This window comes from Polymorphospora rubra (assembly GCF_018324255.1).
Classification (GTDB): domain Bacteria; phylum Actinomycetota; class Actinomycetes; order Mycobacteriales; family Micromonosporaceae; genus Polymorphospora; species Polymorphospora rubra.
The window spans coordinates 1,432,340-1,457,414 of record NZ_AP023359.1; the positions used below are offsets into that span (position 1 = coordinate 1,432,340).

Consider the following 25,075-nt stretch of genomic DNA (forward strand, 5'->3'; position numbering starts at 1 on the left):
GTCAGGAGGTCGGCCACAGTGCCGTCAAGGCTAGCCGGTGCCCGCCTTGTAGCCCACGCCCCGAACCGTCAGGATGATTTCCGGACGCTCCGGATCCGGCTCGATCTTGGCCCGCAGCCGCTGCACGTGCACGTTGACCAACCGGGTGTCGGCGGCGTGCCGGTAGCCCCAGACCTGCTCCAGCAGCACCTCGCGGGTGAAGACCTGGCGCGGCTTGCGGGCCAGCGCGACGAGGAGGTCGAACTCCAGCGGGGTCAGCTTCACCTCGTCGCCGTCGCGGCTGACCGTGTGGGCCGGCACGTCGATGGTGATCTGGTTGCCGGGCGGGCCGATGGTGAGCATCTCGGGCGCGGCGTCCTCGCCCCGGCGCAGCCGGGCCCGCATCCGGGCGACCAGTTCCTTGGGCTTGAACGGCTTGACCACGTAGTCGTCGGCACCGGACTCCAGCCCGAGAACCACGTCGACGGTGTCACTCTTCGCGGTCAGCATGACGATCGGCACGCCGGACTCGGACCGGATGGCCCGCGCCACGTCGATGCCGCTCATTCCCGGCAGCATCAGATCGAGCAGGACGATGTCGGGACGGCTGTCGCGGAACGCGGCCAGCGCCCGCTCGCCGTCGGCGACGAAGGACGGAAGGAACCCCTCGCTGCGTAGCACGATGCCGAGCATCTCGGCCAGCGCGGGATCGTCGTCGACCACCAGTACCCGGGCTCTCATGCGACCAATATTCCATCCCCGTTCACATCGACCCAGCGGGCTCCACCCGTGTGTTCCCCGGACACGGGGACAGGGGCGACAATTCGGAACGGCCATCACCGTACGTCATGATGACCGCACGTACGGCAGCGCCGGTTCGCCGACGACGCGTGGACATGCCACGATGGCCGCTGAATCGTTCCGCACCCCCTGGAGACCGCGTGGATCACGCCGGCCGGCCCGTCGTGCTGCCACTGCGCCCGCTGACCGTCGGTGAACTGCTCGACGCCGCGGTCGCGTTGCTGCGCGCGCACGCGCGGGTGCTGGTGCCGGTCGCCGCCGTACTCGCGCTGGTCGAACAGCTCCTGCTCGCCCCGTTACGGATGGCCGCCAACGCCGAACCACCGGCCTACCTGCCCGACTTCGACCACTTCGGGGCGTACTGGCTCCTGCTGGCCGTCGGGGCCGGGGTCGAGGTGGCGATCATCGCCGTGTTGGGCGGCCCCGCCGCCCGGGCCGCCGCCGCCGAGGTGGTGGGCCACCGGCCGACCGCCCGCGAGTTGCTGCGCCCGGCCGGCGGCCGGTTCGGCCTGGTCGCCGTACTCGCCCTGACCGCCGGCGCGGTCGTGTTCGTCATGTCGCTGACCGGGCCGGCCTGGATCATCGGGTACGCGCTGGTCGGGCTCGCCGTACCGGTTCTGGTGATCGACCGGACCGGACCGCTCCAGGCCCTGGGCCGGGGCGCCCTCCTGGCCGTGCGGTCCGGGCTGCGCGCGGCCGGGATCCGGCTCGTCGGCTACCTGGCCTGGTTCGCCGTCCGGATCGCGCTGGGCCTGGGCGCGCTGGCGGCGCTGAGCGCGATCGGGGCCGACGCCCCGGGCTGGGCGGTGCCGGTCGCCGCCACCGTCTGGCTGCTGGTCAACAGCCTCGCCTACCCGACACTGGCCTGCCTCGACGCGGTTCTGCTCCTGGAGACCCGGATGCGGACCGAAGGGCTGGACATCGCACTCACCCGGGCCCGGCACACCGGCCGGTCCGCCGCCGCGATCCTGGCGGGTGGACCGTGAGCACCACGACGCGGGCCGGCCAGGTCTCACCCGTCGGCGCGGTGGACTTCAGCCGGTGGTGGACCGAGAAGGTGGCGTCCGTCGGGGACGCACTCCCGCTGCCGCTGGCCGCCCTGCTGCTGGTCGCCGCCGCCGCACTGGTCGCCGCCGGCTGGTACTGGTGGCCGGCGTGGGTGCCGCGCCGCCTGCCCGGGCTGCCACGCTGGCGATGGCGGGGGTGGCGCTGGAAGCTGCGGCGACCCCGGTGGCCGTGGCGGCGCGACAGGAAGCGGCCGGCCGGTGTGGACGTACCCGGCGAGGCGGCTCCGGACGACCTGCCGGCCCTGCCGGCGGCGGCGTTCGTCTCGCTCGCCGACCGGTACGCCGCGCAGGGCCGCTACGCCGAGGCGGTGCGCGAACGGCTGCGCGCCGTGATCCGCGAACTCACCGACCGCCAGGTGATCGAACACCGTCCGGGATGGACGATCACCGAGTTGGCCGGTGCGGCCGGCAGCGCCCGGCCGGCCGTCGACGCCCCGCTGGCCGCCGCCGGTCGGCTCTTCTCCGACCTCTGGTACGGCCAGCGACCCGCGCGGCCCGAACACGACGCCCGGATGCGCCAACTCGCCGGCGAGGTGCTCCGGGCCGTCGACGCCGGTCGCCCGCCCAGCGTCGTCGGGGCTGCCGGCGAGGACGACCGGTGACGGCCGTCGCCCCCGGGCCGCGAACCGCGACGGCGGGGCCGTACGCCGCGCCGGCGGAGACCACGCCCCGTCGGCGCCGGCGGCGCATCGCCATTCCGTTCGGGCTGGTGCTGCTGCTGTTCGTCATCACCGGGGTGACGTATGCGGTGGAGGAACCCGATCCGGCCGACAACGACTTCCTGTCCCCGGTCAGCACCGCACCGGTCGGCGCCCGGCAACTCGCCGACCGGCTGCGCGGGCACGGGGCGTCGGTCGAGCGGCAGACCCGCACCCCGGCCGCGCTGGCGTCGGCGTACCGGGGGAACGCCACGCTGTTCGTCCCGGCGCCGTCGATGGTGCATCCGGCGTACCTGGAGATGCTCCAACTCCTGCCGGAACGCACCCGGATCGTGCTCGTCGATCCGGCACCCGGGGCGCTGCGGGCCGCCGGAATCCCGCTGCGGACCGGCAGCCGGCGCTGGACCACCCGGGCGGGCCCGCCCGGGGCCGGCTGCGGCCTGGCCGAGGCCGTCGAGGCGGGCACCGCGGCGGCACTGCGGCAGCGGTACGACCGTCCGCCCTCGTCGGGCCCGGCCGGCGGACAGCTCGACCGGTGCTACGACGGCGGGCTGGTCCGGCTGCCGTGGCGGTCGATCGACGTGGTGGTGATCGGCACCGCCGACCCGTTCCGCAACGACCGGCTCGCCGAGCACCGCAACGCCGCGCTGGCGACCGCCCTGCTCGCCGCCGCCCCGCGGGTCGTCTGGCTCGACCTGCACCAGCCCGAGCCACGCCCGACCATCCCCGCGCAGTCCCCGGACGGCGACCCTCCGCCGGCACCTGATCCCGACCCGGACCGGGACGGTGAACCGCCCGGCGGCGGCCCGACGTCGGGCGACGGCGGCCGGCCACGCCCCGGCGGCGACAGCCCCGCCGGTGGTGACGGGCCGCCCCGGGCCGACGGGCCGAACCCGCTCTGGGGCGCCTTCCCGCCCTGGTTCTGGACCCTGCTGGCGCAGTTGGCGCTGGCCCTGCTGATCCTGGCCCTGTGGCGGGCCCGGCGGCTCGGGCCACCGGCGGCCGAGCCACTGCCCGTCTCGGTCCGCTCGGCCGAGACGGTCCTCGGACGGGCCCGGCTCTATCACCGGGCGAAGGCCCGTGGCCCGGCCGCCGAGATCCTGCGCTCCGCCACTCTGGACCGGATCGTGCCGCTGCTGGACCTGCCCGCCGACCCCGCCCCCGCCGATGTGGTCACGGCGGTCGCCGCGCAGACCGGCCAGCCGCCCGACGAGGTCGACGCGCTGCTCTACGGGCCGGCGCCGGCGACCGACACGGAACTGCTCGACCTGGCCCGCAGGCTGGACACGCTGCCGCACGCCGTCGCCACCCCGGCTGCCGGTGGCGCGTCGTGGCCGTCCGGATCCACCGGCGCGCCGTCACCCCGCACGGCGGAAGCCGATCCGCCCCCCGGGCACCATGGTCCGGTGTACCGAACCGACGAAGGAGAAACCCGGTGACCCGACCCGCCGGACCGGCCAACCAGCCCGCCGCGGCCGATGACGCCCGGACCGCGCTGCACCGGCTGCGCGCCGAGGTCGCCAAGGCGGTGGTCGGGCAGGACGCGGTCGTCACCGGCCTGGTGATCGCCCTGCTGTGTCGCGGCCACATCCTGCTCGAAGGCGTGCCCGGCGTCGCCAAGACCCTGCTCGTACGCACCTTCGCCGCCGCCCTCGACCTGGACGCCAAGCGTCTCCAGTTCACCCCGGACCTGATGCCCGGCGACGTCACCGGCTCACTGGTCTTCGACCCCCGGACCGCCGCGTTCACCTTCCGCGAGGGGCCGGTCTTCACCAACCTGCTGCTCGCCGACGAGGCCAACCGGACCCCGCCGAAGACCCAGTCGGCGCTGCTGGAGGTGATGGAGGAGCGGCAGGTGTCGGTCGAGGGCACGCCCCGGCCACTGCCCCAGCCGTTCATCGTCGTGGCCACCCAGAACCCCGTCGAGTACGAGGGCACCTATCCGCTGCCCGAGGCCCAGCTCGACCGGTTCCTGCTCAAGCTGACCGTGCCGCTGCCGACCCGCGACGAGGAACTCGGCGTACTGCGCGCCCACCACGCCGGCTTCGACCCGCGTGACCTCGCCGCCGCCGGCGTACGTCGGGTCGCCACCGCCGCCGACCTGGCCGTGGGCCGGGAGGCGGTCGGGCGGGTCGGTGTCGCCGAACCGGTCCTCGGCTACATCGTCGACCTGTGCCGCGCCACCCGGGTCTCGCCGTCGCTGGAACTGGGCGCCTCGCCGCGGGGTGCCACCGCCCTGCTGCTCACCGCCAAGGCGTGGGCCTGGCTCGCCGGCCGGGACTACGTCACCCCCGACGACGTCAAGGCGGTCGCCCGGGCGGCGCTACGCCACCGGGTACGGCTGCGCCCGGAGGCCGAACTCGAAGGTGTCACAACCGACGCGGTGCTCGACGCGGTGCTCGGCACCGTGCCGACCCCGCGGTAACGCCCGTGCTGACCTGGCGGGCCGCCGCGCTGGTCGGGCTCGGCGCGCTGACCCTGCCGCTGTGGTCGCCGGCCTGGCTGGGCGCCGTGCTGCTGACCGGCGCCGTACTCCTGCTGGCCCTGCTCGACCTGGCCCTGGCCGCCTCGCCCCGGCACCTCACCGCCGCGCGGAGCGGGGACCGGACCGTCCGGTTGGGTGAGACCGCCACCGTCACACTGTCGCTGCACAACGGCTCACCCCGCCGGTTCGTCGGCGACGTACGGGACTCGTGGGTGCCCTCGGCCGGGGCGCGCAGTGGCGCCGACGGGGTGGCGGGGCGGCCCTGCCGGGTCGCCGCCAACCCGGGCGCGACCGCCACGCTGGTCACCACCCTGACCCCGACGCGGCGCGGCGACCGGGCCGCGGTACGGCTCGGCGTGCGCTCGTACGGTCCGCTGCGGCTGGCTTTCCGGCAGCGGACCGAACGGCCGATGACACCACAGTGGACACTGCGGGTGCTGCCCCGCTTCGAGTCGCGGCGCTTCCTGCCGGAGAAGACCGCCCGGCTGCGGATGCTCAACGGCGCGACCAGCACCCGTGGCCGCGGCCAGGGCACCGAGTTCGACACGCTGCGCGAGTACGTGACCGGCGACGACGTACGCTCCATCGACTGGCGGGCCAGCGCCCGCCGACAGGACGTACTGGTGCGTACCTGGCGGCCCGAGCGCGACCGGCGGGTGGTGTGCGTGCTCGACAGCGGCCGCACGTCGGCGGTCCGGCTCGGCGACGAACCCCGCCTCGACGCGTCGATCGACGCCGCCCTCCTGCTCGCCGCCCTGGCGTCGCGGGCCGGCGACCAGGTCGACCTGCTCGCGGTCGACACCGCGGTCCGCGCCGCGGTCTCCGGCGCCCGCCGGCAGGTGCTGCTCACCCGCATGGTCAACGCACTGGCGCCGCTGCAACCGGCACTGGTCGAGACGGACTTCGAACTGATCGTCGGCGAGGTGTTGCGGCGCGAACGCAAGCGGGCCCTGGTGGTGCTGTTCACCGCGCTGGAACCCGGCGCCCTCGGTGAGGGCCTGTTGCCGGTGCTGCCCCGGCTGGTGGCCCGGCACCGGGTGGTCGTCGCCACGACCCACGACCCGGTGCTGTCGGGACTGACCTCGGCACCGCCGGCGCGGGCCGCCGACGTCTACGCCGCGGCGGCGGCCTGGCGGGCGCTGGGCGAGCGGGACCGGGTACGCGCCGCGCTGGCCCGGCAGGGCGTGCAGGTGGTCGACTCCCCGCCACACCTGTTCGCCTCGCAGGTCGCCGACACCTACCTGCTCCTCAAAGCCCAGGGCCGCCTCTGACGATGCCCCGGGGCTTTCTCGCGATCTTGCAGTTATCTCCTCCTTTTGCCCCTTATGGGTGGCGACAAGTGCAAGGACGCGGAGGGGCTGCGGTGCGAACAGACGTACGGGAGTTATCCACAGGCGCGCCCTCATCCACAGATCTTGACGCCGGTGGCTGCGCTGCCGGGCGGGGCGACGCATCGTGGACGCCCATGGAAGAGGCATGGCGCTTCGCCGAGCTACGCGCATCCGGACTGTCCAGAACCCAGATCAGGCGGCGGGCCGACGGTGGCCGCTGGATCCGCCCGTATCACGGTGTCTACCTCGATGCCGCGCTGGGCGCCGACGAACTCGCCCGGCTGCGTGCCCTGTTCCTGCGCCTACCGTCGGAGGCGGTCGTCTGCCGACAGACAGTTGCCCGGCTGCACGGGTTCGGCGAGTTTGCGCCGATGTCGCGGACGATCCACGTACTTCTGCCGGCCGGCGTTCACCGGCCGCGACTACGCGGCGTGACGGTCCACGAGACCGCCTTACCGCCCGTCCCGGTGACCATCCATGGGATATCGAGTACGTCCGCAGCCCGCTGCGCCGTCGACCTGGCCCGCACCTCGCGTCGGCTCGATGCCCTTCCCGTGCTCGATGGCGCGCTACGGGCCGGTTGCACCCCCGACGATCTCGTCGTGGAGGCGATCTCCCACGGTGGACTGCGAGGCATCCGTCAGGTCCGCGAACTGCTCCAGGTCGCCGACGCCGGGGCGCAATGCCGCCAGGAGAGTCAACTGCGGCTCGTCGTGATCGACGGTGGCCTCCCCCGCCCGCGGGCGCAACTACCGGTCGTCGACGGGTTCGGGCGGCTCCGGTACATACTCGACCTCGGCTGGGAGCAGCGCCGGGTGGGCGCCGAGTACGACGGCGTGAGCCATCTCGACCGGAGCCGGGCACGACGAGACCGCGAGCGGCACAACTGGCTCGCCGCACAGGGCTGGCGTATGCGCTACTTCACCGACCTGGACCTCTACCGACGCCCCCGCCACGTGGTGGAGGTACTCCGCCACACACTGACCCGGCTGACCCACGCCGCTCCGGCACTCGAACTCCGCGATCTTGCACTTGTCGCCCCCCATAAGGGACGAAAGGAGGAGACAACTGCAAGATCGCGGAATGTCAGGGTGATACGTCGGTGGATTCGCCGGCCGCCGCCGCGCGGGAGCCGAAGTGCAGTACGTACACCAGGAACGCACCCCAGGCCAGCGCGCCGACGCCGATCCGGAACACCGTCGGCAGCGGCGCCGGGGTCACGAACGCCTCGATCAACCCCGACACGGCGAACACCCCGACCAGACCGAGCGCGACCAGCATCCCGGACCGGGCCGCCTCGCCGAGGGCCCGGCCCCGCCCCAGGTCGGCCGGGGGCGCGATCCACGCCCAGCCGATCCGCAGCCCGACGCCGGCCGCGACGAACACGCCGGTCAACTCCAGCAGTCCGTGCGGAGTGATCAGACCGAAGAACACGTCGGCCCGACCGTGGTCGATCATGACGCCACCGACCGCGCCGATGTTGAGCGCGTTGACCCACAACAACCACACCGTCGGTACGACGAGGATGCCCGCCGCCAGACACTGCGCCGCCAGCCACGCGTTGTGCGTCCACAGCTGGAACGCGAACGTCGGCGCGGTGAACTCGGTGTAGTACGCGGCGAACCCCGAGTCGGCCAGTTCCCGGGCCGCCTCCTCGCCGACGAACGCCTCGGCGCTCTCCGGATGCCCGGCCACCCACCACATGATGAACGCGGTCAGGCCGCTGAAGGCCACGGCCACCCCCGACCACCACGGCCAGGCCCGGTAGGCCGCCAGCGGAAAGCCGACGGTGAAGAACCGGCCGACGTCACGCCAGGTGAAGGTGCTGCCGCCGGTGACCTTCGCGCGGGCGGTCAGCACCAGCCGGGACAGCCGCGCGACGAGCGCCGGGTCGGGCGAGCGGCTGCGTACGACGGACAGGTGGGTCGCGGCACGCTGATAGAGGGCGACGAGTTCGTCGGCCTCGGCCGCCGACAGCCGTCGCCCCCGGGAGAGTTGTTCGAGCCGCCGCCATTCACCTTCGTGCTCGGCGACGTACGCGTCGAGATCCACGTCGCCCAGTGTCGCCGACATGGTGTTCACTGGGCGAGTGAGTGTCCATCCGCCGTCGCCGGCCCGGTTCGGGATGGCGGAAGCCGGCCTGGTCAGTGGCGAGGCGGTCGAGGTCGACGTACGGGTGGCCCGGATCGGCTCGCGGGTCGTCGCGCTGCTGATCGACATCGTGATGCAGGTGCAGATCGGCCTCGTCCTCGCACTGGTGGGCGTGATCGGCCTCACGGTCACCGCCAGCCGGTTCACCCTCGACGAGGCGTTCGAGCGCGGGCTGTTCACGGTCGGCGTCATCGTCGTACTGGTGCTGTATCCGACGCTGTTCGAGACGTTCGCCGGCGGCCGTACGATCGGCAAGGCCGCACTCGGCCTGCGGGTCGTACGTGAGGACGGCGGCCCGGTCCGGTTCCGGCACGCCCTGACCCGCAGCCTGGTGGGCGTCGCCGTGGAGTGGCCCGGCCTGGTGCTGCCACTGGTCACCTGGCTGGCGAGCCTCGGCGCGATGATGTCGAATCCGCGCGGCAGGCGCCTCGGCGACCTCGCGGCCGGCACCCTCGTCATCCACGACCGCACCCCGGCGACGTGGGGTTGGATACCCGGGATGCCCACGCCGCTGGCCGGCTGGGCCCGCACCCTCGATCTGACCGGGCTGCCCGACGACCTGGCCCTGGCGATCCGCCACTATCTGGCGCGCGGTCACGGGCTGGTCGAGCCGGCACGCAGCCGGCTCGGGCAGCAGCTGGCGAAGGAGGTGGCCGCGACGACCGCTCCCCCGCCGCCGCCCGGGATACCGAGCTGGGCCTACCTGGCCGCGGTCCTCGCGGAGCGGCACCGGCGGGCGGCGTTACGGCTGGGCCGGGCCCGGTCGGCCAGCGCGGCCCTGTGGCCGGACCTGGCGCGGTCGCCGCTGATCGGACGGCCGGTTCCGGCGGCGTGGCTGGAATCGAAGGCGGAGTCGTGGACACCGGACGGCGTGCGGCCTCCGGCGCCGGTCCAGCCGGGTCCGGACTGGCCGAGTCAACGCTGGCCGACTCCGCCGTGGCTGGGTCCGACGGCCGAGTTGCCGGACTGGACCGGGATGCGACCGCCACCGGTCGCGAGCACCCTGCGCCCGTCGGCCCCGCCGGACGAGCCCCCCGGATGAGCCGGAGCGGCGGGCGGGGCCGTCCGTAGCGGGCGGCCGGGAGGTGAGGCCCGACCGCCCGGAAAATCAGCCGGCGAGGTCTCCGGTCCGCACGGAGTTCACGAAGCTCTGCCACGTGCCGGCGTCGAATCGCAGGATCGGGCTGTGGAGGTCCTTCGAGTCGCGAACGGCGACCACACCGGGAACGACCGCGACCTCGACGCACTGGCCGTTGCCAGCGCTCCGGCTGCTGGTGAACCACCGCAGCTCGTCGGTTTCAGGCGCAGAGAACACCGCGCCACTTCCTCTCTTTTGGTTTGCTGTGTCAGTTGTTGCCGTGCGCGGCCATGGTGATGAACTCGACCGATTCCCTCGGGGAGAGCGCGGCCGCGCGCAACGCCTCGAAGCTCATCCAGTAGCTCCGAAGTTCTTCCGGTCTGGCTCGGATCACCCCGCCCGTCATGCCTTCACTGTGGACGAGTGGCGCGTCCGAGCGGCCGGCGAATTCGAGGATCACGAACGACCCGGCCAGTGCGCGATGCGCACCGACCGCGAAGGGCAGCACCTGGATGGTGACCATCGGCAGTTCGCTCGCCTCGACCAGCCGGAGCAGTTGGCGGCGCAGCACGCCGGGCCCGCCAATCTGCCGACGCAGGACCGCCTCATCGAGGATCACCCAGAGTTGCGGCGGTGGCTCGCGGGTCAGGACGGCCTGTCGGGCCATCCGTACGGCTACCCGCTGACCGAGGACGTCGGGGTCGTCGTAGACCCCGTCGGCCTGGATGACCGCGCTCGCGTACTCCGCTGTCTGGAGCAGCCCGGGCACGATCTGGCATTCGTAGTTGAAGATGCTGGTGGCTTCGGCCTCGAAGCCGATGTAGGTCTCGTAAGCGTTGGGCAGGACGTCGCCGTACGCCTCCCACCAGGCCTTTTGCCGTGACTGGCTGGCTATTGCCCGGATCTTCGCCGCGACGTCGTCCTTGACACCATAGTGCTTCAGAAGACGGTCGAGGTCGCCGTTGCGGATACCGGTGTGCGCCGTCTCGATTCGGCTGATCTTCGACTCCGACCAGCCGAGCGCTTCCGCCACCTCACTGACGGTGCTGCCAGCCTGGTCGCGCAACTTGCGCAGCTCGGCGCCGAGTTGCCGTCGCAGCGTGGTAGGGCTGGGCTTCACTGCCATCCCGCAAAGCATAGGGCCTAGTTGTTGCTAGACAATGCAACATCCTGGCATCAATCTGCACTTGCATCTATGACAGCTCTCATGCAGGCTGGAAGTGCGCTGAGCGACGGCGGGATCACACATTCGCCCTCGCCCTACGACACCGGGAGGCTGCCGTGATCAACGAGCAAGTCACCGCTGGCGACGTAGCCGAACTGCCCTGGCAGCTGAGTCTCGGGCTCGTGCTCGTCGACGAGAAGCCATCCCTCTTCGCGCTCTACGACCGTGGTGGAACCGACGTTCCCGGACACGTCGCGGCCTGGGTCGTCGCACTGCCCGACGGCGCGGCCGTGCTGCTGCCGACCGACGACGGGCCACAGGCCCGACCCATCCTCACCACACTCCAGCAGGTGCGACGCCGCTGGAGCCGGTTGCTGGAGGCAGAACTGGTCCAGGTCGCGGGCCGAACGGCACAGCACCTGGCGGCCTGATCCGGGGGTGGGTCGGCGGCGGCAAACGCCGACCCACCCCTCCCGGCCGCCCCTGTCCGGCCCGGGCGGGATCTGCTGCAATGGCGGGGTGAAAGCCTTCGTACCCTGGTTGGTCGTCCTGGTGGTCGTCCTCGCGCTGAACGCGCTGCGGCTGCGTCCGCTGGCCACCGCCGTCGCCGTCGCCTGGCTCGTCTACTGCATCTGGACCTGGGTGCGCCCCAACCGGCGCTCCGGCACCTGACGGCGGTCGCACCGCGCGGAGCCCCCGGAACGCCGGACGGGCCGGTCGGAAGACTCCGGCCGGCCCGTCCGTACGCGTGGACTCAGTAGCGGTAGTGGTCCGACTTGTAGGGACCCTCGACCGGGATACCGAGGTACTTCGCCTGCGCTGCACTCAGCTCGGTCAGCTTGGCGCCGAGCGCGTCCAGGTGCAGCCGGGCCACCTTCTCGTCGAGGTACTTCGGCAGGGTGTAGACCCCGATCGGGTACTCGTCGGTCTTGGTGAACAGTTCGATCTGGGCGATCGTCTGGTTGGCGAACGAGTTCGACATGACGAAGCTCGGGTGGCCGGTCGCGTTGCCGAGGTTCAGCAGCCGGCCCTCGGACAGCACGATCACCGAGTGGCCGTCGTCGAACCGCCACTCGTCGACCTGCGGCTTGATGTTGATCCGCTGCACGTCGCCCCGCTTGGCGAGGGCGGCCATCCCGATCTCGTTGTCGAAGTGGCCGATGTTGCCGACGATCGCCTGGTGCTTCATCCGAGCCATGTGCTCGTCGGTGATGACGTCGTAGCAGCCGGTCGCGGTGATGAAGATGTCGGCGGTCTCGACGACGTCCTCCATCGTGGCCACCTGGTAGCCGTCCATCGCCGCCTGCAGTGCGCAGATCGGGTCGATCTCGGTAACGATGACCCGGGCGCCCTGGCCACGCAGCGATTCCGCGCAACCCTTGCCGACGTCGCCGTAGCCGAAGACGACCGCGACCTTGCCACCGATGAGGACGTCGGTGGCGCGGTTGATGCCGTCGATCAGCGAGTGGCGGCAGCCGTACTTGTTGTCGAACTTGCTCTTGGTCACCGAGTCGTTGACGTTGATGGCCGGGAAGAGCAGCGAACCCGCCTGCTGCATCTCGTAGAGCCGGTGAACGCCGGTGGTGGTCTCCTCGGTCACGCCCTTGATGCCGGCCGCGACCCGGGTCCAGCGCCGGTTGTCCTCCGCGAGCGACCGGTGCAGCAGACCGAGGATGACGGCGTACTCCTCGGAGTCGGCCGTCTCGACGGCCGGAACCGCGCCGACGCCTTCGAACTCCGCTCCCTTGTGGACCAGAAGGGTCGCGTCACCGCCGTCGTCGAGGATCATGTTGGGGCCTGGCCGTCCGGCCAGACGAGCACCTGCTCGGTGCACCACCAGTATTCCTCGAGCGTCTCGCCCTTCCACGCGTAGACCGGGACACCGGCCGGCGCCTCGGGGGTGCCGTCGGCGCCGACCACGACCGCCGCGGCCGCGTGGTCCTGGGTGGAGAAGATGTTGCAGGACGCCCAGCGCACCTCGGCACCGAGCGCGACCAGGGTCTCGATCAGCACAGCGGTCTGGATCGTCATGTGCAGCGAGCCGGTGATCCGGGCACCCCGCAGAGGCTGGCTCGCGGCGTACTCCCGACGGATGGCCATCAGCCCGGGCATCTCGTGCTCGGCAAGCTGGATCTCCTTGCGGCCGAAGGCCGCGAGGGACAGGTCGGCCACTTTGAAGTCGCCCTCGGCCAGGGTGCGGGGGCGGGTCCCGTCAGCGGTCGCCGGAAGGGTGCTGGTCATAAAAGCTCCTGTCGTACGAGTCTGCTGCGCGACGGCCAAGCTTACGCTGGGCAGTTGACCATCAGCCGCGGACCTGTCGGGTGCACGCCAGCTCCGAGTGACCGCCGACCCGTACGCGGACAGCGCGCGGGGCGGGCGAGCTGATGAACGGTTCCCCGCTCACTGCCCGACCGCCCCGCGCATCCCCCCGGTTTGGTTCCTCGCGCGTGTCTCGGACCTTCGTCGCGTTCACGCTGCGTACCTATAGAGTCACACTCAGCAACCACGCTGTCAAGGGATTCCGGGAAAATCCGCATATAGCCGGCTGGGATGCTCGAGGTGAATCCTGCGGCAACCGTGCCGGACGGGGTCAGTGCACGCCGACCGAGGCGACGTACGCCGTACCGGCACCGGTGAAGGTCAGCGCGCCGCCCGCCGCGGCGCCGATCGCCGCCCGCCCGGGCGGCACCGTCACCAGGCCGGCCGATCCGATGGCCGGCCCGACCGGTCCGGTGCCGTCGGCGACCGACACCTCGCCCGCCGTGCAGAGCACGACCCGCGGCCCGTCCACCGGGAGCGACACCGTCGGCACCTGCCCGTCGAGGACCACCCGGTGGATCACGAAGTCGGGCACCGGCACCGGCCAGGTGACCACCCCCGGCGACACCGGGACCGGCGGCAGCACCACCTCGTCGAGCACCTCGAACCGCAGCACCCGCAGCAACTCCGCGACGTCCACGTGTTTCGGGGTCAGCCCCCGCGCAACACGTTGTCGCTGGCCGCCATGATCTCCACGCCGGCACCCCGGAGGTAGGCGTGCAGGTTGCCGGCCGGCATCCAGACCGCCTCGCCGGGTTCGAGCCGGACGTGGTTGAGCAGCAGGGCCACCAGCACGCCCGGGTCGCCCGGGTAGTGGCCGGCGAGGCGGCGGGCCAGCGCCTGCTCGGCCGCGAACCGTCCGGGCAGCTCGGCCGCGGCGACCGCCGCCACCAGGCCGGTCCGATCGGCCGGCGGCCAGCACAGCAGGAGTCGTACCGCCTCGCGCAGCCCCCCGGCGCCCGCGCGCAGCGCCGCGACCACCGGTTCGAGGGCGGCGACCCCGAACCCGGCGAGTACGTCGGCCGACAGCTCCGGCCGCTGGAAGCCGCAGAGTGCCTCGAACGGGGTAAGTGCCACCAGCAGCTCCGGCTTGTGGTTGCCGTCGGCGTAGTTGCGGTGGCCGTCACCGGCCGCGGTCTGCGCCGCATAGCCGGCGCGGGCCTGGTCGAGGTCGGGGTGGGCCTGCAACGACAGCGGGGCGTCGGCGGCCAGGACCTTCATCAGGTATGGCAGCTGCGGGCCGAACCGGGACACCACCGCGGCCCCGAGCCAGTGGTCGGGCTCGGCGGCGATCACCTCGACGAGGCTCCGCGGCCCGTCGGCCCACTCGACCAGTGACGGCGCCCCCGGATGGGCCCCCAGCCACAGTTCGGCCTCCGGGCCGTCGCTCGGCACCGGGCGCCCCTGGAGTTCAGCGATCACGGAACGGGATCCCCAGGCATAGTCGCGGATCGGGCTGCGCAACAGTTGCACGGTCACTCCACGGGTGGTGGTCCGGCCCTGGTCGGCACGCGGCCGGCCGCGGCGTGGTGGATGTCGGCCTCAAGATAGGTCACCGGGGCGACCCACCACCGCCGTCCGGTCCCGGACAGCGGATCGTAGGCCGTGGTCCGGGCCGCGCTCGGCGTGCACCCGGCAGCGGGCGTCCCTTCATTGCGAAGGGTATCCACGACGGTGCCCGGCGGTACGCCGAATCCGACGGCGATCCGGGTGACAACGACCGCCACCGGCGGCCGGATGCCGGCGGTGGCCGCCGCGTGCGCGCGGCGGCCGCCGGCAGCGGCACAGCCGGGCCGCCACCCGGCGGCCCGGCGCGGATCACTGGTTGGACAGTTCCTTCATCTCCTGCACCGCGGGCACGGCCATCGGGTCGAGGCCGTGGGCGAGGGAGAGGTAGATGGAGGCGAAGTCCGGTACGGCGATCAGGGAAGCAAGCCGCTCCAGTGCCGACCCGCCCTCGGCGGTCACCACGTCGCAGCGCACCCCGCGGCGTTCGGCGAGGGTCTGGACGGCGTCGGCCCGCCGCTCCTCCACCGCCAGCGGCTCGTCGGTGTCCTCGTCGGCGTTGAGTCCGCCGTCACGCAGCAGCACCAGGCGCAGCCGGGTGGCGTCGGACTGGTCCTCCGGGTCGGCGAAGATGTCCCGGGTCGACTCGACCAGCCCGCCGAACACGCCGTCGAGCAGCCCGACCCGACCCCGTCCCGCCTCACCCAACGCCCCCGCGACCACCGGGTAGCGGGCGTTCGCGGACAGCGTGTCACCGAACCGCCGCGCCGCGACCGTGGCCAGCGGCGAGGAGCCCCAGACGATCGGCACCGAGCCGCTGAGCCCGAGCGCGAGCGCCTTGGCCGGGTTGACGAACGACTCGGCGGCCGGCCGGCACCGGTCGGCGTCCGCGTCGAGCCGGGCCGCCGTCTCCGCCAGGTCGGCCTCGTTGACCTTGACCAGTCCGAGGGTGCGGGCCGCCAGCAGCACCGGCACGGTCAGCGCCCACAGGCTGGCCCGGGCCGGAGCCCGGCGGGGCACCGGGATGAACGGGGCCCGGACCCCCTCGGCCACCGACTGCAACTGCGAGTCGGGCGCGCCGACAGCCACCAGCCGGGCGCCGCGCCGCGCCGCGGCCTCGGCCGCGCCGAGCGCCTCCGGGCTGCGGCCGGACGCGCTGACCGCGATGACCACGTCGGCGGCACCGACCCAGCCCGGCACCCCCGCGCTGCGGTGGGCGATCACCGGCACCGGGCAGCGCGGGCCGGCGACCGTGGCGAGCACGTCGCCGGTACGGGCGGCGGTGCCGATGCCGGCGATGACCACGGCCCGCGGTCGGCCCTCGTCGGCCAGCACCGACAGGTTGGCCTCGGCGGCCAGCGAGGCCGACTCGCGTACCTGGGCGCCGGCCGAGGCGGTGAAGCGCAGCATGCCGCCCGGATCGTTGTCGGCCAGGGCGTCGGGGTCGTCGAGCAGTGCCTCGTCGGCGATCCGGCTGCCGCGTACGCCGGCGGCCCCTTCGATCGGACCGGCCATCAGGGGGCCTCCACCTGTTCGTTTCCGCCGCGCGCCTCGTCGAGCAGCAGCACCGGGATGTCGTCGCGCACCTCGAAGACCCGCCGGCACTCGGTGCAGGTCAGGGTCTGGGCGACCGGATCGTGGTCGAGCGGTGCGTGGTGCGTGTCCGGACAGGCGAGGATCTCCAGCAACTGCGGATCCAGGGCCATGACGCGACTCCCCTTACGGTCGTGGGCGGTCGGGGTCGGCTGGCTCGGCCCGTACCGGACCGATCATGTGCTGCCGACCGGCGGACGGATCTTATCCGCGTACGAGGGCGAGCACCTCGTCGCGCAACGCGGACATGCGCTCGGCGGTGGGCGCCTCGACGTTGAGCCGCAGCAGCGGTTCGGTGTTGGAGGCACGCAGGTTCACCCAGGCGCCGTCGGCGAAGCGGACGGTGAGCCCGTCGAGTTCGTCGGTGTCGGCGTCGGCGTAGTTGCGCTTGACCTCGTCGAGCTTGGCCTGCTGGTCGTCGACCGTCGAGTTGATCTCGCCCGAGGAGACGTAGCGCTCGTAGTCGCAGCCGATCTCCGACAGCGGGCGGTCCTGCTCGCCGAGAGCGGCCAGGACGTGCATCGCGGCGAGCATGCCGGTGTCGGCGAACCAGAAGTCGCGGAAGTAGTAGTGGGCCGAGTGTTCGCCGCCGAAGACGGCGTTGGTGCGGGCCATCTCGGCCTTGATGAACGAGTGGCCGACCCGGCTGCGCACCGGTTCGCCGCCGTGCTCCCGGACGATCTCCGGCACGGCGGTGGAGGTGATGAGGTTGTGGATGACCGTGGAGCCGGGGTGCTTGCCGAGTTCGCGGGTGGCGACCAGTGCGGTGATCGCGGACGGCGAGACCGGTTCGCCACGCTCGTCGACGACGAAGCAGCGGTCGGCGTCACCGTCGAACGCCACGCCGATGTCGGCGCCGTGTTCGACGACGGCGCGCTGGAGGTCGACGATGTTGGCCGGGTCGAGCGGGTTGGCCTCGTGGTTGGGGAACGAGCCGTCGAGTTCGAAGTAGAGCGGCACGATGGTCAGCGGCAGGGCCGGCAATGCCGCGTCGCCCAGGACGGCCGGCACGGTGTAGCCACCCATGCCGTTGCCGGCGTCGACGACCACCTTGAGCGGCCGGATGTCCGACAGGTCGACCAGGGTGCGCAGATGGGCCGCGTAGTCGGGAAGCAGCTCGCGACGCTCCGCCGCCTCCTTGACCGGACCGGCCGGGTGCTGCGCGGCACGGTCGAGAAGAGCCTCGGCCCGTTCCCGGATCTCGGCCAGACCGGAGTCCTGCCCGATCGGCCGGGCGCCGGCCCGGCACATCTTGATGCCGTTGTACTGCGCCGGGTTGTGGCTCGCGGTGAACATCGCGCCGGGCATGTCCAGCGCGCCGGACGCGTAGTAGAGCATGTCGGTGGAGCCGAGGCCCGCCTCGACGACCCCGAGTCCCTCCGCGCGCACGCCGGTGGCGAAGGCGGCGGCGAGACCGGGTGACGAGTCGCGCATGTCGTGGGCGATGACGACCGTGTCGCCGCCGTCTTCGGAGGCCCGCAGCAGTTGGGCGAACGCCGCCCCGAGTGCTTCGGCGACCCGCTCGTCCCACTGGTCCGGGACGGTGCCGCGGATGTCGTAGGCCTTGACGATCCGGGACAAGTCAGACAATTGTCTCGCTCCTCAGCCGATCAGTATCCAACCGTCTGAGCGTATCGGAGCCGGGGCCGCCAACCGTGCCGAGGCGCGGTCCCGACCCGGCCGACGTGGCGGGGTCCGGACCGGGCCGGCTATCCGGCGGTTCGGTACGGCACGGTTCAGTACGGCACGCGCGGCAGGATCCTCGTCGCGTCGCCGTCACCACCGCCGGGCGGCGGAGGCGGGGGTGGGCCGAACCCGAACCCGCCCTCCGGGCCGGGGTCGTCGCCACGCCGCCCGCGGCGCAACAGGAAGATGAGCAGCGCCACGCCGACGGCGACCATGCCCACGCCGGCCGACATGACGACGGTGCCGACACCGAAGAAGCCGCCTCCGCCCGACGACGGCGCCGCCCCACCCGCCACCGGCGAGCGCTCGGCGACCGGCACCGCCCCGTCGGTCGGTCCGGCACTCTCCGACGCCTCGGGTGACGGGCTCGCCGACGGCGAGGGGGTGGGCGACTTCGACGGCCGCGGCGGCGTCGGGCTCACCCCGCCGGTGACCCGCCGGGTGCCGGCGGCCCGGTCCAGCACGCCACCGGGATTGCCGTACGCCTCCCCCACGATGTTGACCGTGCCGCTGGGGCACCGGGCAGGAACTGCACCCGGTAGCGCATCGACACGCTCTTGCGCTCGCAGAGCCGGGCCTTCTCCGGTGCCGTGCGTTCGGTGACGATCAGGCCACCACCCCCGTCGGAGGTGATCACCCGGCGCCACTCACCGTCGACCGCGACCTGCACCTCGACCTGGTCGGGCGAGAGCTGGGGAAGATTGAAGGCCAGTGCGGTGCGTACCGAGACGCAGCCCTCGGTCCGCTTGGCCACGGTGACCGTGACACCGCCCGCCGCGCCGACCTTGAAGCTGCCCGGGAGTTTGACGGTCACCCGGTCCTCGTCAGCCATTGCCGGGGCCGCACCGGCCACGACGAGACCGCCGGCGAGCGCCAGCACCGTCGCGAGCCTGATCGCGCCGCGCCGTACCGTCATGTTCACCTCGCTGCTGGGACCGGACCGGGTACGGCGGACAGGCTACCCCGCCCCGACCTGCCGGCCGATACGTGCAAAGCGCTCAAGATCACCTCGAACCACCGCCAACCACGCACCGCGCCCACACCGCGCGGCGAACAAACGTGCCGGTGGGACGTGCGGCGCCCGGTCGGCGTATCGATCCCGACACCCGGCCGTCACCGGGGCGACACCCGGCCGACCTGGCCGGCCAGCGCCTGCCGGCACATCCGGTCGGCCGCCCGGGTCGTCTCCGGCAGCCGGTAGTCCGGCGACAACGCGAGGACCTGATCGGTGGCGTTGTCCAGCCCCATCCGGTGCCCGACCGAGACGAAGACCGGCTTGACGCCGTCCCGGGTACGCAGCACCCGCCCCACGGTGTCCGCACCGTCGCGAAGGTCGGACCACGAACCGCGCGGCGAAGCCGGCGGATCCCAGGTGCCGGTCAGCGGGGTCTTGCCGACCCCGATCGCCGGCAGCCCGGTGAGGACGCCCAGGTGACAGGCGAGCCCGAACCGGCGCGGATGGGCCAACCCGTGCCCGTCGCAGACCAGCAGGTCCGGCGGGGCCGTCAACCGGTCGAGTGCGTCGAGCAGTGCCGGCAGCTCGCGGAACGCGAACAGCCCCGGGACGTAGCCGAACGCCACCCGCCCGACGGCCACCGCGGCGTCGACCACGGTGAGGCTCGCCGCGTCGAGCACCACCACGGCCGCCGCGAGCCGGTCGCCGTCCTCGGCGTACGCCACGTCGAGTCCCGCCACCAGTCGCGGCGCCGTCGGCCCCGGCCCGACCAGGTCCACCAGCGGACGCAGGCGGTCCTGTTCGGCTCGGGCCGCCTCCGGAGTCGCCGGCCAGCCGGCCGGTACACGTACCTCGGTCACCGGAGCATGCTGCCCGAACCGGCGCCCGGATTCAGCGGCGGGGGCGGCCTGGAATACGTGGTCGAACTTTCCAGCAGGTAGACCCGGTTGAAGTCCGGGCTCTCGCCGTCCGCGAGCGGGGGCGGCATCGGGCGCTCCTCCGGAGGCGGCGGGGGTGGGGGCGAAGGAGGCGGCGGGGGTGGGGGCAGGGGCGGTTCGTCCCCGGTCCGTGGCGGGCGGCTGTTGAAGATGCCCGGCGGGTGGTCGGGCAACGGCATCGGTTCGGCGTTGCGGTCGAGGACGAGCACGTCGAGCGCGGTGACGTTGCCGTCGTCCCCGGTCCCGGAATGGCGGTACAGCGGCTCCTCGACCGACACCTGTCCACTCTGCGGATCAAGGAACAGAATGGTGCCGCCCTGGTTGATCGCCACCCAGGCGTGGGACGCACCGGTCGCCCAGGTGTTGATCAGGAAGGCGTACGAGCCGTGCCCGCCGGCCCGCAACTGCCGGGCCAGTTCCCCGTACGCCGCCCCGACCCGCTCCTGCCCGACCGCCGGCGGCAGCCCGCTCACGTCCGGGCACAGCTGCTGGAATCGGCCGCCGGTGACATCCTCGACCCGGCCCGGACCGTCGAGTTCACCGTCGACCGGGAAGTCGACGTTGCCGTACGCGTAGCCGTCGAAGGTGCGTGGCGCCGACACCCGGGGGCGCCCGTGCACCCAGGTGTCGTAGAACGACAGCGTGCAGTCCAGGCAGTTGATCGACCGGGTGGGGTCGGCCAGCGGCCCGCCGTCGTTGGCCAACTGGAACCATCCGCCGGCGCGCGGATCGGCGGTGCGCAGAACGGCGCCGTCGCGGTCACGGGGCATCCGGTTCACGAGCTCACGCTGATGCAGCGCCAGCGGTGGACGCAGCCCGCCGCGCCGGCCGTACGTCCGGGTGTTGTCGACCGGCGGCGGACGGTCGCTGCCGGTCAGCGCCGAACGGTCGGCCCGGGTCGGGGCGGTGAACAGGTTGCCGGCGTCGTGGTTCAGCCGGAAGAAGTCGAGCCCGTCGGCGACGTCGTGCCGGTCCGGAACGATCCTCCCGGCGAGCACCGCGTCCGCCCGGTCGGCCCGGATCTCCGACCGGCGGTTCTCCCGCCGGGCCGTCGCCGACAGCACCCGGGCCAGTTCCACATGGCCGGCGGCGCGCAGCCGGTCGGCCTCGTCCGCGAAGTCGGAGTAGCGGCGCAGGGATTCGCGTGCCTCGGCCCGCAGCCGTGCCGCCTCGTCGTCCCGGCGGATCTGCTCGTAGGTCTCCCGCTCCCGACGGGCGTACTCGGTGTAACGCTGGCGCTCCCGCTCGTCGAGGATGGCCTGGTACAGGGGAGACAACCGGGACGGATCGGTCGCCGGACCCGGCGGGTTCGATTCGGCCGGCGGGTTTGATGGGACCGGCGGGTTCGGTGCGGCTGGCGGGTTCGGCGCGGACGACGGGTTCGGCGCGGACAGCGTGCGGGGCGTGGGCGCCGGGTTGCCGACCGGCAGCTCTGCGCCCGGTGCCGGTGCGGGGTTCGGAACCGTCCCGGCCGGCGCCACCGGACCGGCCGGGAGGGGCGGCGTCGCCGGCGGATCGCCGACCGGAGTGGGCATCGCCGCGACCGACGGACCGGCAAGTCCGACCATCGGCGTGAGCGACGCGGCACCAGCCATAGCCGGCCCCTCGGAGGTCGGACCGCCGGTGGCCGGTCCCCCGATGGTCGAGCCCTCGGCAGCCGGCATCTCGTGGCCGGCGGCTCCGGTATGGACGGTGATGTCGGCTGTCGAGGGGGACGAGCCCGGCGGGACCGTGCCCGCCAAAGAGCTGCCCGCCGGAGGAGTACCCGCCGGCGAGACCGCGTCAGCGGACGGGCGGGCATCCGACCCGGTCGCCCGCAGGCCGCCGTCGGTCGCGGTGCCGCCCACCTCGGCGGGCGCCCGCTCCGGGAATCCCGGAGGTTCCGGCGGCCGGGCCGCCGCCGATGCCGGGACCGCTTCCTTGTCCGTCCCGGCCGATGCCCCGGCCGCGACCGGCGCGCCGGTGACACCGTCCGTCGCCCGTTGGGCCGCACCGCCGCCATCCGCGACCGGCCCTCCCGCACCGCCACCGCCGCCAGCGGCCGGCCCTCCCACACCGCCACCGGCCACCGTCCCGCCAGCGGCCACCGTCCCGTCCCCGGCCAGCGCCGGTCCCCCGGACGTTCCGGCCGGCAGGTCGGCCGTCGGAGGCAGGTTCCGCGCCGCCGTGAGCGCGTCGAGCCGGGTACCCAGGTTCCGGTCGAGTTCGGTCGTGGCGTGGTTGATCCCGGCGCTGGTCGCCCCCGAGGTCGCGGCCCGGCCGGCGTCGTCGAGCGCGACGAGGCCGTTCCCGGTGGCGAGGCTGGCGGCCTGCTCGGCGAGCACTTCGCCGGCCATTCCCCGGCCGATGCTCTCGCCGAACCGGGCGGCTCCGCCAGCCGCGTGCGGGCCGAGCGTGGCCAGCGCGGCCGCCGCCCCGCCGGCGAAGCCGCCCACGGCCGACATGCCCAGCGAACGGGCGTCGAGTCCGTCCCGGCGGCCGGTGCCGTTCTGGTGCAACTGCGTGCCGAGGTCGACGGCGACCTCTTCACCGGCCTCCTTGCCGCCCTGCATCGCGGCGTACCGGGCGAAGTTCTTCAGACCGCGGCCGGTGACGTCCCGGGCGGCCCGTTCGGCGGCCTCCCGTACGCCTTCCCTGATCGCCTTTCTGGCCATCTGGGCGGCGAGGCGGCGGAAGATCTGCTGGACGACCAGACGGGTGGCGGCCATGGCCGCGGCGGCCGCCGGTGAGGCGGCACCGAGGGTGAGCGCGGCCACGACGGTCAGCGCGATCAGTTCGACGACCAGGATGCCGAGCTGGATCCAGACCTCGATCTTGGCGCCCTCGATGTCGCAGCCACATTCCTCGACGATCCGGCCGAGTTCACCGCTGACCGCCTGGAGGACCGGCAGTGGTGCGTCGTCGCCCTGGGTGAGGTCGCGCCACGCGACGCCGAACGCCGTACCGGCGGCACCGCTCGCGCCGAAGCCGGCAAGCACCTCACCGGCGGCGCGGTGCGCGTCGTCACGCGGCCCGGCCAGTGCGGCGGCGACCGCGTACCACTGGTCGGCGAGGTCCCAGACGGCCTTCTCGTCGCCCTGCGGCCATTCGGCCCCGACGACCCAGTCGAGGCCCTCGTACGCCCAGTCGGGCAGGTCCCAGGGCAGCAGGTCGAGCGGGTGCGGGATCGGGCTCGGCAGGATGGTCACGGGTGCCGTACTCCCTCCACGGTCAGGTCGCCGCGTCGGCGACCCGCCGGCCGGCGCCGGCGTCGGTGCGGACGTGGGCGTCGACGGACCGCAGGACGCGGTCGCCGAGCCCTTCGACGTGACGGCCGGAGCCGCGCCATCCCCTCAGGACGGTCGTCTCGGCGGTGCGGTAGATCCGGTCGAAGGTGGCACCGATGTCGTCGCGGCCCCACGGCCGGCCGGCGCTGCGGACAGCGAGGTCGGCGCCGAGCCGGTCCCGTTGGGCGGTGATCGCCCGGCCGGCGGCGGCGAGGTCCCGGCCGCCGCGGCCGGCCAGGGCGGGGTCGAGCCAGATGTCGCCGTCAGGCGCCACGTCCGGCCTCCTCGCGCAGGGCCGCGTCACCACGCCGCAGCAGCGCGCCGAAATCGCCGCCGTCGAGGAAGTCGACCGCGCCGGAGCCGGCCGGCAGGTAACCGGCGACCAGCTCCCGTACCGCGGTGCCGGCCTGCCTGGCGGCCCGCTGAACGGTGCCGGTGATCCGGGCGGCGAGCGCCTCGGCGTCGTGGGTGTGGTGCACGCGTGGGTCGAGAACAAGCTTGACGAGCTGGCCGCGCGGTCCGACGGTGGCGGTGATCCGGCCGTCGTCGGAACTCGCGGTCACCTCGACCGCGGCCAGCCGGCGCCGCAGCTCGTCGAGGTTCGAGCGGAGCCGCTCGTACTGGCCGTACACCTCGTCGAAGCGCGCCCTGAGCGCGCGGTTGGCGTCCCGATCCGCGGACTGTGTCACCGGCGTCCCTCCCCCATGTCAACCTCGATCAAGATCGATGGTTGATCGACTCTCGGTAACGCCGCACCATACCGGGCGCCACGAAACAGCGTTGTCCGGTAGTTTCTGCGCAGCAGAGCCGAGCCGGCCCGACCGTTTCCGCGGCGGCGACCGGATGACGGGGAGGCGACAGGCATGATCAGTCGACAGGAGGCCGAACGGATCGCCGCCGAGTGGGCTCGGCGGGAAACCCTTCGGCTGGGCTACGAGTGCACGCCGATGCTCAGCGAGTTCGACGTGGGATACGTGGTGTGGTCCAGGCTCCCGCCGGACGTGGTGAGCGTGCCCGGCAGCGGCGCGACGACGGTCATCGACAAGGAGACCGGCGAGGTGTCGAGTTGGCCGGCCCTGCCACCGGCCGTCGTGCAGGACATGTACCGGCGCGGACGGGCCGGCCGGCTCGGCGGCCTGCGTACCGTCGACCCGACGCTGGAACTGCGGCGCAACACCGGCCGGGCGGCGACGCCCGGCGCGGCCGCGCACCTGACCGTCCAGTACGACCAGCACATCGCGCACGGCGCCAAGGGGGAGGTGGAGTTGCGGCACCACCCGCTGGTCCGGGACTACCTCGACGATCTGCCCCCGGGACATCTGGTCCGTGGCGGCGAACGACACGCCGAGCTGATCGTGGTGTCCGACGTGCTGCACGAGTACGACCGGCGGCAGGCCGCCGCCGGTCAGCCGCCGCTGACCGAGGAGACCGCACGGGAACTGCTCGGCAGCTCCTATCTGGAACTGTTCCGCATCCGCGAGGCGGGTGACCCGTCCGGCGGACCGGCCGAGCGGCCGTGCGACTCGTGTGTGAAGGCGCTGGTCTACTTCGGCGTACTGCCGTGGTCGCACCTGGCGTTCACCCAGGAGTGGCGTCCCGCGCCGCAACCGGTGCCGGTGGCGAGGCGGTTCCCGTCGGAGGTGGCCCACGCGTTGGTCGAGGCCGGCTGGCGGCCCGGGGTCGGCGACAAGGTGCTGGCCGATGCCGCCATCGCCCGGGTCACCGCGGTGCCCGGCCGGGAGTTCCGGCACGCGGAGTTCCCGGCCGCCCGGGCGGCCCTGACAGCGTTCCCTGGCCTGGTCAGCGGCCGGCGCGGGCCGGGCGAGCAGGTGTGGATCCGCCGGTTCGAGATCAACCCGGGCAGCGTCGCGCACACCGCCGACACCCTCGGCGACCTCGCCCGGCTGATCGGCTCCCGACTCTTCCCGATCGGCAGCGAGGGCGGTGACAGCATTCTCGCCGTGGACGAGCGGGGCCGGGTGTTCGCGCTCGACCAGGGCGGCGAGTGGTTCATCGGCGCCGACCTGGACACCGCGCTGACCAACCTGCTGCTCGGGCGGGGCCCGGTCCGGCTAGACGACGACGGCAGGTGGTGA

At 73.2% G+C, this 25,075-nt stretch carries 22 protein-coding genes and 3 pseudogenes; 10 read left to right on the forward strand and 15 right to left on the reverse strand.

Annotated features, from left to right (window positions below; genetic code table 11):
* Nucleotides 1–30: 30 nt before the first annotated feature.
* Entirely contained in the window at nucleotides 31–720 is a 690-nt protein-coding gene (gene mtrA, locus Prubr_RS06520; protein ID WP_212822558.1) for an MtrAB system response regulator MtrA, read from the reverse strand.
* 200 nt (nucleotides 721–920) lie between these two features.
* Between mtrA and Prubr_RS06525 the strand changes: the two genes are divergently transcribed.
* From Prubr_RS06525 to Prubr_RS36725, 6 genes and pseudogenes are all read left to right on the forward strand, one after another.
* Nucleotides 921–1,766 carry a hypothetical protein gene (locus Prubr_RS06525; RefSeq protein WP_212822559.1) on the forward strand — a complete coding sequence of 282 codons (846 nt, stop codon included), beginning with the start codon at nucleotides 921–923 and terminating at the stop codon, nucleotides 1,764–1,766.
* Nucleotides 1,763–2,449: a DUF4129 domain-containing protein gene (locus Prubr_RS06530; RefSeq protein ID WP_246568389.1), complete on the forward strand. Its 687-nt coding sequence runs from the start codon at nucleotides 1,763–1,765 to the stop codon at nucleotides 2,447–2,449. Before Prubr_RS06525 ends, Prubr_RS06530 begins: the two co-directional genes overlap by 4 nt.
* A complete protein-coding gene (locus tag Prubr_RS06535) occupies nucleotides 2,446–3,945 on the forward strand; it encodes a DUF4350 domain-containing protein (RefSeq protein WP_212822560.1) in 1,500 nt (499 codons plus the stop codon). Before Prubr_RS06530 ends, Prubr_RS06535 begins: the two co-directional genes overlap by 4 nt.
* A gap of 56 nt (nucleotides 3,946–4,001) precedes the next feature.
* The gene (locus tag Prubr_RS06540; RefSeq protein WP_425518035.1) at nucleotides 4,002–4,931 is read left to right on the forward strand and encodes an AAA family ATPase; all 930 of its coding nucleotides are present in this window, start codon (nucleotides 4,002–4,004) and stop codon (nucleotides 4,929–4,931) included.
* A gap of 8 nt (nucleotides 4,932–4,939) precedes the next feature.
* Complete coding sequence (locus tag Prubr_RS06545) at nucleotides 4,940–6,262, forward strand: DUF58 domain-containing protein (protein ID WP_212827599.1); 1,323 nt, start codon at nucleotides 4,940–4,942, stop codon at nucleotides 6,260–6,262.
* A 431-nt stretch (nucleotides 6,263–6,693) separates the two neighbouring features.
* Nucleotides 6,694–7,284, forward strand: a pseudogene (locus Prubr_RS36725) (DUF559 domain-containing protein); the annotation flags it as partial.
* A 124-nt stretch (nucleotides 7,285–7,408) separates the two neighbouring features.
* Here the strand turns inward: Prubr_RS36725 and Prubr_RS06555 are convergent.
* On the reverse strand, nucleotides 7,409–8,395 hold the full coding sequence (locus Prubr_RS06555) for a stage II sporulation protein M (RefSeq protein WP_246568391.1): 987 nt from the start codon (nucleotides 8,393–8,395) through the stop codon (nucleotides 7,409–7,411).
* Nucleotides 8,396–8,411: 16 nt separating this feature from the next.
* On the opposite strand from Prubr_RS06555, the gene Prubr_RS06560 reads away from it, so the two are divergent.
* The gene (locus Prubr_RS06560) at nucleotides 8,412–9,515 is read left to right on the forward strand and encodes an RDD family protein (protein ID WP_246568392.1); all 1,104 of its coding nucleotides are present in this window, start codon (nucleotides 8,412–8,414) and stop codon (nucleotides 9,513–9,515) included.
* 66 nt (nucleotides 9,516–9,581) lie between these two features.
* On the opposite strand, the gene Prubr_RS06565 is transcribed toward Prubr_RS06560, so the two are convergent.
* Nucleotides 9,582–9,788 (reverse strand): DUF397 domain-containing protein, encoded by a 207-nt coding sequence (locus Prubr_RS06565; RefSeq protein WP_246568393.1) that lies wholly within the window; start codon nucleotides 9,786–9,788, stop codon nucleotides 9,582–9,584.
* A gap of 31 nt (nucleotides 9,789–9,819) precedes the next feature.
* Nucleotides 9,820–10,677, reverse strand: coding sequence for a helix-turn-helix domain-containing protein (locus Prubr_RS06570; protein WP_212822564.1), 858 nt, complete (start codon nucleotides 10,675–10,677; stop codon nucleotides 9,820–9,822).
* Nucleotides 10,678–10,832: 155 nt separating this feature from the next.
* Here Prubr_RS06570 and Prubr_RS06575 point away from each other — a divergent pair, with 155 nt between their 5' ends.
* Nucleotides 10,833–11,147, forward strand: coding sequence for a hypothetical protein (locus tag Prubr_RS06575; protein WP_212822565.1), 315 nt, complete (start codon nucleotides 10,833–10,835; stop codon nucleotides 11,145–11,147).
* 88 nt (nucleotides 11,148–11,235) lie between these two features.
* Nucleotides 11,236–11,388 carry a hypothetical protein gene (locus Prubr_RS06580; RefSeq protein WP_212822566.1) on the forward strand — a complete coding sequence of 51 codons (153 nt, stop codon included), beginning with the start codon at nucleotides 11,236–11,238 and terminating at the stop codon, nucleotides 11,386–11,388.
* 82 nt (nucleotides 11,389–11,470) lie between these two features.
* Here Prubr_RS06580 and ahcY read toward each other — a convergent pair.
* The 11 genes and pseudogenes from ahcY to Prubr_RS06635 form a co-directional block, all read right to left on the reverse strand.
* A pseudogene (gene ahcY / locus Prubr_RS06585) lies at nucleotides 11,471–12,957 on the reverse strand (adenosylhomocysteinase).
* Between the two features lie 349 nt (nucleotides 12,958–13,306).
* Nucleotides 13,307–14,508: pseudogene (gene manA, locus Prubr_RS06590) on the reverse strand (mannose-6-phosphate isomerase, class I).
* A 345-nt stretch (nucleotides 14,509–14,853) separates the two neighbouring features.
* Nucleotides 14,854–16,056 (reverse strand): SIS domain-containing protein, encoded by a 1,203-nt coding sequence (locus tag Prubr_RS06595; protein ID WP_212822567.1) that lies wholly within the window; start codon nucleotides 16,054–16,056, stop codon nucleotides 14,854–14,856.
* Nucleotides 16,056–16,247, reverse strand: a complete 192-nt coding sequence (locus Prubr_RS06600; RefSeq protein ID WP_212822569.1) for a Trm112 family protein — start codon at nucleotides 16,245–16,247, stop codon at nucleotides 16,056–16,058. The genes Prubr_RS06595 and Prubr_RS06600 overlap by 1 nt, the downstream gene beginning before the upstream one ends.
* A gap of 91 nt (nucleotides 16,248–16,338) precedes the next feature.
* On the reverse strand, nucleotides 16,339–17,724 hold the full coding sequence (locus tag Prubr_RS06605) for a phosphomannomutase/phosphoglucomutase (RefSeq protein WP_212822571.1): 1,386 nt from the start codon (nucleotides 17,722–17,724) through the stop codon (nucleotides 16,339–16,341).
* A gap of 146 nt (nucleotides 17,725–17,870) precedes the next feature.
* A complete protein-coding gene (locus Prubr_RS06610; RefSeq protein ID WP_212822573.1) occupies nucleotides 17,871–18,284 on the reverse strand; it encodes a hypothetical protein in 414 nt (137 codons plus the stop codon).
* Nucleotides 18,239–18,736: a DOMON domain-containing protein gene (locus tag Prubr_RS06615; protein WP_212822576.1), complete on the reverse strand. Its 498-nt coding sequence runs from the start codon at nucleotides 18,734–18,736 to the stop codon at nucleotides 18,239–18,241. Before Prubr_RS06615 ends, Prubr_RS06610 begins: the two co-directional genes overlap by 46 nt.
* A 197-nt stretch (nucleotides 18,737–18,933) precedes the next feature.
* Complete coding sequence (nfi, locus tag Prubr_RS06620) at nucleotides 18,934–19,635, reverse strand: deoxyribonuclease V (RefSeq protein WP_212822578.1); 702 nt, start codon at nucleotides 19,633–19,635, stop codon at nucleotides 18,934–18,936.
* Nucleotides 19,632–22,901 (reverse strand): toxin glutamine deamidase domain-containing protein, encoded by a 3,270-nt coding sequence (locus Prubr_RS06625; RefSeq protein ID WP_212822580.1) that lies wholly within the window; start codon nucleotides 22,899–22,901, stop codon nucleotides 19,632–19,634. The genes nfi and Prubr_RS06625 overlap by 4 nt, the downstream gene beginning before the upstream one ends.
* A gap of 22 nt (nucleotides 22,902–22,923) precedes the next feature.
* Entirely contained in the window at nucleotides 22,924–23,253 is a 330-nt protein-coding gene (locus Prubr_RS06630) for a hypothetical protein (RefSeq protein ID WP_212822582.1), read from the reverse strand.
* A complete protein-coding gene (locus tag Prubr_RS06635; protein WP_212822584.1) occupies nucleotides 23,243–23,668 on the reverse strand; it encodes a YbaB/EbfC family nucleoid-associated protein in 426 nt (141 codons plus the stop codon). Before Prubr_RS06635 ends, Prubr_RS06630 begins: the two co-directional genes overlap by 11 nt.
* Nucleotides 23,669–23,842: 174 nt before the next feature.
* On the opposite strand from Prubr_RS06635, the gene Prubr_RS06640 reads away from it, so the two are divergent.
* Complete coding sequence (locus Prubr_RS06640) at nucleotides 23,843–25,075, forward strand: SUKH-3 domain-containing protein (RefSeq protein WP_212822586.1); 1,233 nt, start codon at nucleotides 23,843–23,845, stop codon at nucleotides 25,073–25,075.